The sequence below is a fragment of the Chryseobacterium sp. GM_Chr_2 genome (genome assembly GCF_026540445.1).
Taxonomy (GTDB): domain Bacteria; phylum Bacteroidota; class Bacteroidia; order Flavobacteriales; family Weeksellaceae; genus Chryseobacterium.
This window is the reverse complement of the sequence record NZ_JALNUD010000010.1, coordinates 118,515-130,685: the sequence shown is the minus strand read 5'-3', so window position 1 is coordinate 130,685 and position 12,171 is coordinate 118,515. Positions and strand designations below refer to the sequence as shown.

Below are 12,171 nucleotides of genomic sequence, written 5' to 3'. Positions count from 1 at the left end.
AAGATTTAATTAAAGAACGACCAGGGTTTTGTAAATGATTGAGATAAGTCGTATTTTGCAGCCTTAAACATAAACCTATGATGAAAACATTCACTCAATTAAAGAAAAATATAGGTAAAAAACCACAGGGGTTAAAAACAATAAAGTTAGCCTTGTTGGGTGATACAGCAACCCAGTTTCTTAATGTTGCACTGAAGGGCTCGGCGGTAGATCATGGCTTTGATTTGGATGTTTTCGAAGCAGATTTCGGTCAGATCTCCAGACAAATTTTAGATCCAACTTCTGAATATTATGAGTTTGAAGCAGATTATACGATCATTTTCGAATCTTCACATAAACTATTAAGTCAGTATTACAAGTCTTATAATTCTCAATTGAGTTTTGCCGAAAAAAAAATCAACTACGTAGAAGAATTATACGAAACCATTCAAAGTAGAACAAAAAGTAAAGTAATTTATTGTAATTTTCCGGGGATTGACAATCAGGTTTTTGGAAATTTTGCCAATAAAGTAGAATCATCTTTTGTTTTTCAACTAAATAAATTGAATTATCTTCTTTCCGCTCAAGTCGGAATCAATAAAAGTAATTTTTTCATTGCCGATCTTGTTTCACTTCAAAATAAATGGGGCAGAAATTTTATGTTTTCTCCCAATATTTATGTGAATACAGAAATGGTTCTTTCATTGGATGCGTTGCCAATTGTGGCAAATCATGTGATGAGCATTATTTCTTCCATTCAGGGTAAATTTAAAAAATGTGTAATTCTGGATTTGGATAACACCACTTGGGGCGGAATTATTGGTGACGATGGTTTAGAAAAAATTCAGATCGGAAGTTTAGGCATTGGAAAAGCTTTCACCGAATTTCAATATTGGGTAAAATCTTTACAGAAAAGAGGAGTTATTGTTGCTGTTTGTAGCAAGAATGATGAAGATAAAGCGAAAGAGCCATTCGAAAAACATCCTGATATGGTGCTGAAGCTTGATGATATCGCAGTTTTCGTTGCGAATTGGGATAACAAGGCAGATAATATCAGAAAAATTCAAAGTATTCTGAATATAGGGTTTGATTCTATGGTTTTTCTTGATGACAATCCGTTTGAAAGAAATATCGTAAGAGAAAATCTTCCTGATGTTTGCGTTCCGGAACTTCCTGAAGATCCAGCAGAATATCTTGAATATTTATACAGTTTAAATCTGTTCGAAACGGCAAGTTTTTCTGAAAATGATGCTGAAAGAACAAAACAATATCAGGTAGAAGCACAACGGGCGATTGCTTTGGAAAGCTTTACCAACGTAGAAGATTTCCTGAAAAGTATGAATATGGTTTCGGATGTTCAGGCATTCAATAATTTTTCAAAACCGAGAGTTTCTCAGTTAACGCAACGTTCCAATCAGTTCAATTTAAGAACGATAAGATATACAGAACAAGAAGTCGAAAATCTAATGAATTCCGAAGATCATCATACGATTTCTTTCACATTAGAAGATAAATATGGCGATAACGGATTGATTTGTGTGATTGTTCTAGAAAAGAAAGATCAGGAAACACTTTTCATCGATACCTGGCTGATGAGTTGCCGTGTTTTAAAGCGCGGAATGGAAGATTTTACATTAAATACCATTGTAGATATTGCCAAAAAGAACGGCTTTAAATATGTTGTGGGAGAATATATTCCAACATCTAAAAATCAAATGGTTGCCGATCATTATGGTCGATTAGGATTTGATGTTCAGGAAGATAAATGGATTTTGAATGTAGATCAATATCAAACTAAAGAAGTTTTTATAACAAATAAATAATTCTAAATTTTAATAACGCATTATGGATAGAAATGAGATTTTAACTAAGCTTACGAATGTTTTTCAAGAAGAATTGGATAACGAAGAAATTGTATTAAACGCTGAAACGACTGCAGATGATATTGAAGAGTGGGATTCTCTTTCTCATATTCAGTTGATTGTGGCTGTTGAAAAGGCTTTCGGGATTCGTTTTACATCTTCAGAAATCCAAAGTTGGAATAATGTCGGTGAAATGGCAGATTCTATAGCTTCGAAATTATAATGAAATTTCATCACGTTGGGGTTGCCTGTAAAGATATACAGGCAGAACTCCAAAATATCAGAAAGCTTCATAAAATTGTTGAAGAAACTGCCGTGGTTTTTGATCCTAATCAACAAGCAGAACTTTGCATGGTGACGGTTGAAGATGGTTTAAATATCGAATTTGTTTCGGGAAAACCTGTTGAGAATCTTTTGAAAAAAAGAATTTCTTACTACCATATTTGTTATGAGGTTGAAGATATTAACGCAACCATAGAACATCTTACACAAAATGGAGGAATGTTGATCTCTCCGCCCAAAGAAGCTATTCTTTTCAATAATCGAAAAGTAGCTTTTTTGATGCTTCCTTATGGAATTGTTGAACTTTTAAACGCGAATTGATGCAGTTTACATCATTAGTATTCATTCTTTTTTTCTCAGTTGTTTTTGCTGTCTACTGGTGGGTTTTAGGTAAAAAACTTAAAGCACAGAATGTATTTTTACTATTGGCCAGTTATATTTTTTATGCCAATTGGGACTGGAGATTTTTAATACTTTTGATTGCAAGCTCGGCAATTAGTTATTATTTAGGATTAAAGATTTCTGAAAGTCAAGAGCCTAAACGAAAGAAATTATTAGTCAATCTTGGGCTTCTTTTTTCTATCGGGACGCTGTTTTATTTTAAATATTTCAATTTCTTTATCGATTCTTTTGCCGATTTATTTAATATTAAAAGCACACTTACGTTAACGATCATCCTTCCTTTGGGTATCAGTTTTTATACTTTTAGAATGATTAGTTATCTTCTTGATATAAAGAATAATAAATTGAAAGCAGAAACCGATGCGTTGGCTTTTTTCAATTATATTGCGTTCTTTCCGAGTATGACTTCCGGGCCGATTGATAAAGCTGGATTATTGTTGCCTCAATTAAAAAAAGAAAGAGTTTTTACGGTTGAAAACGGTTCAGATGCTGCGAGACAAATTCTTTTAGGAGCATTTAAAAAGTTAGTGGTTGCTAATAGCATCACACCGATTACTCAGGAAATTTTTCAAAATTACGATCACCTTTCGGGAAGTACAGTTGCTTTTGGTGTGGTATTGTTTCTTTTTGAAATGTATGCCGATTTTTCCGGATATTCCGATATGGCGATTGGTTTTGCGAAATTATTAGGGTTTAAAATCACGAAAAATTTTGCTTTTCCATTGTTTGCGCAAAATATTGCAGATTACTGGCGAAAATGGCATATTTCACTAACTTCTTGGTTAACGGAATATGTTTTTACACCCTTGGTTATTCAGTTTAGAGACTATGAAAAGAAGGGATTAATTGCCGCTATTATTTTGAATTTTATATTAATTGGAGCTTGGCACGGACCGAGATTTACCTTTGTATTGTTCGGATTACTTCACGGACTTTATTATGTTCCTTTGATTTTAAAAGACAAATTAAACAAGAAGAAAAAATTTACCAAATCTATTCCTACGCTTCCGGAATTTGGAAATATTATGCTTACAATGACTATGGTTTGCTTTGCTTTAGTTCTTTTTGTGGCACCGAATCTTACAGATGCTTTCGGAATGTATGGCAGAATTTTCAGCCTTTCATTATTCTCAATTCCGAAATTTATTCAGGTTAAAATTTTAGGATTAATAGGAATCATTATTTTTATAGACTGGTTGAATAAAGATAAAGAACACGGTCTTGAAATCAGCCGTTTCAAACCTGTTACGAGAAGACTATTTTACATTTTTCTGATTTTTATGATCATGTATTACGGTGTATTTGGAAATGGAAGTTTCATCTATGAACAGTTTTAATATGAAGAAGTTTTTAATTAAAATATCGTTTTATATTGTAGGAATTGTGGCCGTTCTACTGTTCTTGGGAACTTATGCAGACGGCAATACAGATGATAATTACAGACATTACATTGGGCCAAGTCCTTCAAATATGATCTTGGGAGATTCCCGCGGCGGCCAGGCTTTGGTTCCGGACGTTTTGGACGAAAAATTTAAAGGTAAAACATTCAATAATTTCGCTTTAAATATTGGAGATTCACCTTACGGACAGGTTTATCTTGAAGCGTTAAAGAAAAAAATAAATCCCGATACAAAAGACGGAATTTTTATTTTAACTGTTGATCCATGGTGCTTGTCATTGGATAAAAGTTTGGAAAATTCAAAAGAAGATCCGGATAAAAATTCCCCTTTGGCAGATATGAATTTTTTCAACATGACTCCGAATTATGAATATCTTTTAAAACATTATTCAAGAAGTTGGTTTAATATTTACAGAGAAAGGGAAGAAGCTGGAAAATCTGTAACCTATTTGCATAAAAACGGCTGGATGGAAGTAAGTGTAGACGTACATCCTGATAGTGTAAGCGCAAGAGCGGTAAAAAAGATTGAAGGCTATACAGATTTAATGAAGAATCAAAAAGTATCACCCTTTAGAACGAAGGGCTTTGTTGATATGATTCAATACCTGAAGAATAAAGGGAGCGTTTATATTGTAAGAATTCCAGCTTTTGGTGGAATGATGAAGCTTGAAGATCAATACGCACCCGATTTCAGTGAAAAAATACAGAATATTGCTAAAGAAAATGGAGTAAAGTTCTTCGATTTATCTAAAAAACCGGATGATTATATTTATACAGACGGAAACCACATGTATAAAGAATCTGGTAAAAAGTTTACAGCTCAGATTGCTGATTCTATCTTATTGGATAAGAAAAAGTTAAAATAAATTCTTTCTGAAATTAATATTAAATAATCCCGAACGTATACTTGGATAGTCTGTAATCAGATATTTCCCGATCATTCCCCATTTTTTAATTTTTGGAGCCAAAGCGATCTCGAAACTTCGATGCATTCTGTTGATATGAGTTTTTACATTTTCAGGTAGTGTTTCTTCGTTTTTAGCCCAATTATTAAGCTCGTTCCACAGTAAAACGCGGGTTGTTGCAGGGTTTATTTTGCCTGAATTCACCTTTGTTATTCTATTATTTTCATGTACGCCTCTCATGGCCACAGCTTGGTCTAAAATGCCAGGATAAAGATCGAGGTAATAGGAGAGTCTGAAAAGAAATTCACTGTCCTGATGAAGCCTTAAATTTGTTTTAAAAAAATCCTTCATCTTCTGTAAAGATGTTTTGCGTATTGTAAGCGCATCTAGCGTAAACTGCCCGAAAGTTCCTCGCATGTGTATTTGTCCCGGAAATACATCTTTTGGATGATGCTTTTTATAAACAGTGGTTAAACGATCTTCATATTGATTATAATATTGTTCTTTTGCCTTTTCAGAATAATACTGAACGCCAATAGCTCCGTAAATACCTTCTACTTCAGGATTTTTGAACATTTCTTTTTCAGCATCAAATCTGTTGGGTAGATAATAATCATCTGCATCCAAAAAGGCAATAAAATCTCCGTTTGCTTTTTCTAGACCTAAATTTCTTGAAGCTCCTGCACCATGATTTTCTTTGTCTGGATGTTGAAAAAGCTTTACTTTTTCATGTTTTTCCGCAAGTTCTTGGCAAACCTTTAAGGCATTATCCGGCGATTTATCTTCAATTAAGATAATTTCGAATACTTCTTCAAACTGCAAAGCAGATTCTACAGCCTGAGAAACGTATTTTTCGGCATTATAAACGGGAACGATGACAGATATTTTCATTAATATAAATTTAACTTAAAATATCGAATGTCTGAAATTAATATTATATAATCCTGAGTGAATACTTTTGTAGTCGGTGATGAGATATTTTGCAATCATTCCGTATTTTTTGAATCTTGGAGCAATGGCAATCTCAAAACTGCGATGCATTCTATGGATATGAATTTTCACATTTTCCGGCATAGAAGGCTCGTTATGTGCCCATTGATCTAATTCTTTCCACAATAAAACACGCGTTGTTGCAGGATTTATTTTAGCAGAATCTACCGTTGTAATTCTGTTGTTTTCATGAATACCTCTCAGAGCCACAGGCGTTTCGTTAATTCCTGTATACAATTTTAAGTAATAGGCTAATCTCACAACAAATTCAGAATCCTGATGGAGTCGGAGAGAGGTTTCGAACATTTTATGAATCTTCGACATTGAAGATTTTCTTAGCGTTAAAGCATCCAAATGAATCAATCCAAAAGTTCCTCTAAAATGAACTAATCCTTGATAAACATGATCTGGCTCAGTTTTTTTATATACAGTATCCAATTTGTCTTGATAAATAGGATAATATTGTTCTCTCGCTTTTTCCGAATAATATTGAACACCAGTGGCTCCGTAAACGCCTTCTACTTTAGGATTTTTAAACAAATCTCTTTCCGCATCAAAACGATTGGGTAAATAAATGTCATCTGCATCTAGAAATGCAATAAAATCTCCGGTTACCTTTTCCAAACCCAAATTTCTTGAAGCTCCTGCCCCGTGATTCCCTTTGTCAGGATGTTGATAAAGCTTTACCTGATTATATTTTTCCGCTAATTTCTGACAAACTTCCAGCGCATTATCGGGCGATTTGTCTTCAATTAAAACAACTTCATAGACTTCTTCAAACTGCAAAGCCGATTCCACAGCTTGTGAAACATACTTTTCAGCATTATAAACGGGAATGATGACGGATATTTTCATACTTATCGGTTGAGATATGTAAAACGATATTGTGTTTTTAAAATAAGCGGGTTTTTGATGACCTCTAAAAAGATGTTTGAATATTTGTTCAATCCTTTTTTCAGCGCCAGATCAAATGATTTATAAGTTAAATAAATTTTAGCTTTAGCCTCAGATGATAAGGCGTTTGCTTTAGCCCAATCATTCATTGAGGTCCAAAGTAGCAGCTGTCTTTCATTGTATTGAGGTGAATATCTTACAATTTTTGTAATTCTGTTATTGTCATGAACACCTCTTATAGCAATAGCTTTATCTATAATTCCGGATTTCAGATGACAATGAAATGCCAGTTTAACAATGAAATCTGAGTCCTGATGTACACGAAGTTTTTCGTTAAAGCGTAAATTATTCTTTTCTAAAGCTGATTTTCTGATAGTTAAGGCATTCAAATGAAAAAAAGTTCCGAAGACTTTGGGAGTTAAGCCCAATAATCCCAAAAATACGTCATTGCCTTCTGCTGGAAAATTTACTGTAGTTAAAGAAATATTTTTAAATTTTTCTTCAAATTCTTTTCTACCTTTTTCGGTTAAATATTCTACGCCAATTGCGCCAAATACTCCCTCAATTTTTTCATCTTTAAAAATTTTTTTTTCTGCATCAAAACGATTCGGAAGATAATAATCATCAGAATCTAAAAATGAAATAAATTCGTAATTTGCTTTTTCTAATCCTAAATTTCGGGTAGCTCCTGCGCCATGATTTTCTTTGTCGGGATGCTGATACAATTTAATCCGTGAATCTTTCAATATCAACTTTTGACAAACCTCTAAAGAATTGTCGGTAGATTTATCTTCAATTAAAACAATTTCCTTTACTTCGTTTAATTGCAAGGCAGAATTTACCGCTTTTTCTAAAAATTCTGAGGCATTATAAACAGGGATGATTACCGAAACATTCATGCTTTGCTGTATATGGATTTTAATTTTTCACTGAAGATATCAGGATCATGATTCTTTTTAATTCTTTCCACAGAATTTTTTGATTTTTCTTTTAATTGTTCAGGATTGGCAAAGATATCTTCTATAATATTTTCAAGTTGAGTTTTTATGGCTTTTTTAAGCTCTTCTTTTTGTTCATCAGTATAATAAAGCGCCTGCTTCAGACGATTTTGAGGAATATTGATTAACCAACCACAATTTTCATTATTAATTTCCGGTAAAGCCCGAATGTCTGTCGTGATTACAGGAACTCCCGCAGCCTGCATTTCAAGAACCGAAAATCCGTAGGTGTCTGACCAAGTGGGCAACAAACCGAAATGAGATTCTTTGATTAATTCTAACACCTTTTCATTCGGAATATTTTCGAATAAGGTGATCCAGTCTTCTTTTTTCAGAAGTTTTTTGGTTTCCTGAGCTTCTTTTTCAGAAACTTTGGTTACGTAATTATCTGTTTTAAAAGATGAAACAATCGTCAGTTTAAAATTATATTTTGACTTTAGTTTTCTTAAAACGTCTACCATTTCTACGCCGCCTTTCAGGTGAAATTGTGTTCCGACAAAAATTAAATTGAATGTTTCAATATTGTTATAAATATTCGAACTGTCTCTTGGAATAATTTCCTGAGGCGGATGTATTACCGTAAGTTTAGCTTCAATCTGATCTTTAAATTCAGGATAATGCTTTAAAAGTTCTAGCTGAATATTGGCAGAAGCCTGTGAAATAGAAACTATTCCCAAACAATTTTTTTTGGCAATTTGTTTCAGCCCATCTGCTGTTTTTGAGTTTTTTATATGTTGAGGTTCAGTTTTTTGATGATCGTTTCTTGTTTCCAAAAAACGCGGAACCAATGTTTCAAAAGAAGCAACCCACTTTTGGGAAGAATAATTGATGTCATTATAAAGATGCAGAACATCAATTGTAGGTTTTTGATAAAAATAATATTTTCCTTCGATATTTGATTTTTTGCGAAAGATTAAATTTTTTACTGTCGACAATGAATGAAAAAGATTGTTGTTATTTCTCAGAAGAACATACTCACAGCCGGGAACTTTATCTAAAATATTCCTTCTGATGGGGTAATCATTTTTTGTCAATCCTATTTTCATGCTATTGTAAGTGCTTTTTATTGTTTTTAAACCAAAGTGCAAGAATTAATAAATTCCAGTGCTGAAGCTGTCTGTTAAGTTTTTTTTGAACTTCATTAAAATCAAGATATTCAAAAATATAGCTGTTTTTATTTTCTAGTAATTCTTTACTTAAAGCTTGTAATTCTGGTTCCTTAAACCATTCGCTTACAGAAGCTCCGAAGCCATTTTTTCTACGTTTGGCAATTTCTTCTGTCCATGCCTGTGAATAAGCCTTTCTCAGAATAATTTTATCTTCCGTTGAATTTACTTTATATTGAGAAGGAAGCTGGATGCAAAATTCAGCAAAATCAATATCCAAAAACGGAATTCTCACCTCTACAGAATTATACATAGAGGTTCTGTCGCCTTTCAACAACATATTGGCGGGAACGTATTTTTCCAGATCAATTCGCATCAAATCATTGTAGTTTTCATTAGTTGGAGTGAAGCTGAAATCTTGCCCCGGAACTTCTTCCTGAATTCCTAATTTTTTTATTTCGGCAACCGTAAAATGGTTTCTTACTTTGTTTTGATGATAATCTAACGTGTCTTTATATTCTGCTCTATGACGTCTTTCTGAACCAATTTCTCTGAATTTTCCTGCTAAAAGAAACATGTTAGACAAATAATCTGGGTAATATCCCTTTTCAGAAATATTGATGTTATAGCGATAGAAACTGTACCCACCGAATAATTCGTCACCCACATCCCCGGAAAGAATAACCTTCAAATCTTTTGACGCTTCTTTGAAAATAAGGTGAGTTGGAAGCAAAGAAGTATCCATCAAAGGTTCATCCATATAAGAATACACTTCCTGAAGGGTTTCAGAAATTTTCTGTTTTCTGTCTAAAAGAATATGGTGATCGGTCTTGTATTTATCGGCAATGGCTTGTGCATAAGGCATTTCGTTCAAATCACCACTTTCATAACCATAAACAAGGGTTTTGATGTTCTCTTTATATTTTGATGCCACAGCCACAATGGTACTTGAATCTAGACCTCCCGAAAGAAATGAACCTACGGGAACATCGGCAATCAGCTGTTTTTTTACAGCATTATCTAAAAGGTATTTAAACTTTTCGATACTTTCCTCCAGACTCAATTTAGAATCCTGAGTAGGAATTTTCCAATATGGTTTTATCTCAAACTTGCCATCTTTTAAAACTAAAGTATGGGCAGGTTTTAGATTGAAAATATTTTTATAAACCGTTTTATGAGGATGGATGTAGCCGTTCTTTAAATAATAGGCAATTTGTGCTTTATCAATTTCAGGTTTTATCAATCCGGTCGCAAGAATCGCTTTGATCTCGGAGGCAAATATGAATTCTCCGTTTTGTCCGATTGCGTAATAAAAAGGTTTTTCTCCAAAACGATCTCTGGCGCAGAATAACTCCTGTTTTTCTTCATCCCAAATAGCAAAGGCAAACATTCCGGGAAGATCATGAATCAAGTCTTTTTGTTTTTTCTGGTACATGGCCAAAATCACCTCTGTATCAGAGCCTCCCCGAAAAGGGTAATCCGAATATTGATTTTTAATATCCTGGTAACCATAAATTTCACCATTCAGAACAATACATTCTTTCTTTGTGCTGGAAAACATAGGTTGCTTACCATTTTCAGATAAATCAATGATAGAAAGTCTGCGATGTCCCAAAGCGGCATTCTCAAAAAATTCATGATCTGCAGCATCGGGACCACGATACTCCATGGCATCGGTCATTTTCTGAATTTCAGATTGATAGTTTCGGGCGTTTTTTGTTATGATTCCGGCGATTCCACACATGGGCGTTTTATTATTTTTTTTTGAAATTGAGCAGGAAGATACAATGTGAATCTGCCTGTTTTTACAACTTTATATTTTTCTGGATGATTTACAAATTTTAAAGGTATAATTTCTTTTGGACTGAAAGGATAATCATTACTTTCAATGTAAATGTAGTCATCTGGTGTTTTACCAACTTTTTTTATAATATAATCAATATAGTCCTTTAATGTAAAGTAATAGTAAATAGGTGGTGTGGCATCCAACATATACAAATACCCCATTAAATGATTGCTGGAATATATTACGTTCGGTTGGTTTTCCAGATAAGGTCGCAAGTCATCCAAATCTTTCTTTCTGCCTTTGTCTAAATAAAGGTCATATCCGTTTACTTTCACCTTCTCATTTTGTTCTGTAAAAACAAAATCTTTCCAGCCTTTTTCTGTAAGACGCGCCGGAAAAGTAACGATTAAGAAAATTAAAACGATTGAATACCCGGCTATCCAGGAGATATTTCGGTATAATTTAATAAAGCAGATAAGTGTAAGTAAAAAATAATAAACTATATAGACATGTAAACGCAAATGGAACCATGTTTGAGATCCAAACGTTAAACCATATGGGATTACTAAAAGCAGCGTAATGAGATATTTATTTGCTATTGGTTCATCTTTCAATAACCAAAATCTAAGTACAAGTAAATGGGTAAATAGAATTTGCATGATGTAACCGTATTCTAAAAAAAAGAAATAAGTGATTACAGTTAATATCCCCGTTACAGCCACTATTTTCTCTAGAATACTAACTGACTTTAAAGAAAACTTTGCTTTTTTTAAAAAGAAATAAGCAATGGCTACTGGTAAAATTGCATTCAAGAAAAGATATACAAACCAAAGCACCATAAATCTTTTTGAGTGTTGCTTTCTGTGGAATGTAAGATATTCTTTTAAAAATTTGAATTGATCTAAGAAGTTTTCTGTGGTATCCATCGTAGTAAAATAGATGATAATACCAATTGAAAAACCAGCAAGATAATATAAAGAATTTGTTATCCTTTTTTCTTTATCTGCCAACCATAAAAATAGCGAAATTGGGATTAATACAACTACGTGAGAGTTTCCATCAAACAAAATAAAAGATAGAATAAACCCAGCAAATAATATAATGAATTGCTTTTTTAATAAAAATGAAATGAGAATTAATGACAATCCTATATTTACCAGAATTGTATTTCCTATATATTGTTGTAAGGATAGATTAGTAATACTCCAAGTATGGAAAGCAACGAATATACCTATTAAACTGAAAACAAATATATATTTATTGATTTTGAAATATTTGAAGACGCAGAAGTACAGGATAAAATTACTTAGGATAAGGGTAGTCGTAGTATTGATTCTGAAACGATGAATATCTGGAGTATACAGGAACTTAAAAATTCTGAAATAATTAGTTCTGTCAAAGCTCAAATATTCTCCTTTATTTTTAAAATAGGAAAGATAATATGCTTCGTCATTAAAAATAAATCCTTTACCTAAATTGGTATAGGTAATGTAGCCCAAAAATACTGTCCCAATAATAATAATTACTGAGAAAATTTTATAGATATCTATTTTTTGAATAAACTTCAT

At 32.9% G+C, this 12,171-nt stretch carries 11 protein-coding genes; 5 read left to right on the top strand and 6 right to left on the bottom strand.

Features of this window, described 5'->3' with window-relative positions:
- The first annotated feature begins 77 nt into the window (after positions 1–77).
- From OXQ85_RS15490 to OXQ85_RS15470, 5 genes are read left to right on the top strand one after another with little or no spacing between them, the layout of a single operon-like run.
- Complete coding sequence (locus OXQ85_RS15490) at positions 78–1,802, top strand: HAD-IIIC family phosphatase (RefSeq protein WP_267405618.1); 1,725 nt, start codon at positions 78–80, stop codon at positions 1,800–1,802.
- 22 nt (positions 1,803–1,824) lie between these two features.
- The gene (locus OXQ85_RS15485; protein WP_267405617.1) at positions 1,825–2,064 is read left to right on the top strand and encodes an acyl carrier protein; all 240 of its coding nucleotides are present in this window, start codon (positions 1,825–1,827) and stop codon (positions 2,062–2,064) included.
- Positions 2,064–2,444 (top strand): VOC family protein, encoded by a 381-nt coding sequence (locus tag OXQ85_RS15480; RefSeq protein WP_267405616.1) that lies wholly within the window; start codon positions 2,064–2,066, stop codon positions 2,442–2,444. Before OXQ85_RS15485 ends, OXQ85_RS15480 begins: the two co-directional genes overlap by 1 nt.
- The gene (locus OXQ85_RS15475; protein ID WP_267405615.1) at positions 2,444–3,862 is read left to right on the top strand and encodes an MBOAT family O-acyltransferase; all 1,419 of its coding nucleotides are present in this window, start codon (positions 2,444–2,446) and stop codon (positions 3,860–3,862) included. The genes OXQ85_RS15480 and OXQ85_RS15475 overlap by 1 nt, the downstream gene beginning before the upstream one ends.
- Position 3,863: 1 nt before the next feature.
- Positions 3,864–4,790: a hypothetical protein gene (locus OXQ85_RS15470; protein WP_267405614.1), complete on the top strand. Its 927-nt coding sequence runs from the start codon at positions 3,864–3,866 to the stop codon at positions 4,788–4,790.
- Here OXQ85_RS15470 and OXQ85_RS15465 read toward each other — a convergent pair.
- From OXQ85_RS15465 to OXQ85_RS15440, 6 genes are read right to left on the bottom strand one after another with little or no spacing between them, the layout of a single operon-like run.
- Entirely contained in the window at positions 4,782–5,720 is a 939-nt protein-coding gene (locus tag OXQ85_RS15465; RefSeq protein WP_267405613.1) for a glycosyltransferase family 2 protein, read from the bottom strand. The two genes, OXQ85_RS15470 and OXQ85_RS15465, sit on opposite strands and share 9 nt — an antisense overlap.
- 15 nt (positions 5,721–5,735) lie before the next feature.
- A complete protein-coding gene (locus OXQ85_RS15460; RefSeq protein ID WP_267405611.1) occupies positions 5,736–6,674 on the bottom strand; it encodes a glycosyltransferase family 2 protein in 939 nt (312 codons plus the stop codon).
- A gap of 2 nt (positions 6,675–6,676) precedes the next feature.
- Positions 6,677–7,612, bottom strand: a complete 936-nt coding sequence (locus OXQ85_RS15455) for a glycosyltransferase family 2 protein (RefSeq protein WP_267405610.1) — start codon at positions 7,610–7,612, stop codon at positions 6,677–6,679.
- On the bottom strand, positions 7,609–8,757 hold the full coding sequence (locus OXQ85_RS15450; RefSeq protein ID WP_267405609.1) for a glycosyltransferase family 4 protein: 1,149 nt from the start codon (positions 8,755–8,757) through the stop codon (positions 7,609–7,611). The genes OXQ85_RS15455 and OXQ85_RS15450 overlap by 4 nt, the downstream gene beginning before the upstream one ends.
- Before the next feature lies 1 nt (position 8,758).
- Positions 8,759–10,561, bottom strand: coding sequence for an asparagine synthase (glutamine-hydrolyzing) (gene asnB, locus OXQ85_RS15445; protein WP_267405608.1), 1,803 nt, complete (start codon positions 10,559–10,561; stop codon positions 8,759–8,761).
- Entirely contained in the window at positions 10,537–12,171 is a 1,635-nt protein-coding gene (locus OXQ85_RS15440) for a hypothetical protein (RefSeq protein ID WP_267405607.1), read from the bottom strand. The genes asnB and OXQ85_RS15440 overlap by 25 nt, the downstream gene beginning before the upstream one ends.

Coding starts and splice junctions, on each gene's coding strand:
- asnB (WP_267405608.1), bottom strand. CDS start 10,561: ATGTGTGGAATCGCCGGAATCATAACAAAAAACGCCCGAAACTATCAA.
- OXQ85_RS15465 (WP_267405613.1), bottom strand. CDS start 5,720: ATGAAAATATCTGTCATCGTTCCCGTTTATAATGCCGAAAAATACGTT.
- OXQ85_RS15475 (WP_267405615.1), top strand. CDS start 2,444: ATGCAGTTTACATCATTAGTATTCATTCTTTTTTTCTCAGTTGTTTTT.
- OXQ85_RS15485 (WP_267405617.1), top strand. CDS start 1,825: ATGGATAGAAATGAGATTTTAACTAAGCTTACGAATGTTTTTCAAGAA.
- OXQ85_RS15480 (WP_267405616.1), top strand. CDS start 2,064: ATGAAATTTCATCACGTTGGGGTTGCCTGTAAAGATATACAGGCAGAA.
- OXQ85_RS15450 (WP_267405609.1), bottom strand. CDS start 8,757: ATGAAAATAGGATTGACAAAAAATGATTACCCCATCAGAAGGAATATT.
- OXQ85_RS15460 (WP_267405611.1), bottom strand. CDS start 6,674: ATGAAAATATCCGTCATCATTCCCGTTTATAATGCTGAAAAGTATGTT.
- OXQ85_RS15455 (WP_267405610.1), bottom strand. CDS start 7,612: ATGAATGTTTCGGTAATCATCCCTGTTTATAATGCCTCAGAATTTTTA.
- OXQ85_RS15490 (WP_267405618.1), top strand. CDS start 78: ATGATGAAAACATTCACTCAATTAAAGAAAAATATAGGTAAAAAACCA.
- OXQ85_RS15440 (WP_267405607.1), bottom strand. CDS start 12,171: ATGAAGTTTATTCAAAAAATAGATATCTATAAAATTTTCTCAGTAATT.
- OXQ85_RS15470 (WP_267405614.1), top strand. CDS start 3,864: ATGAAGAAGTTTTTAATTAAAATATCGTTTTATATTGTAGGAATTGTG.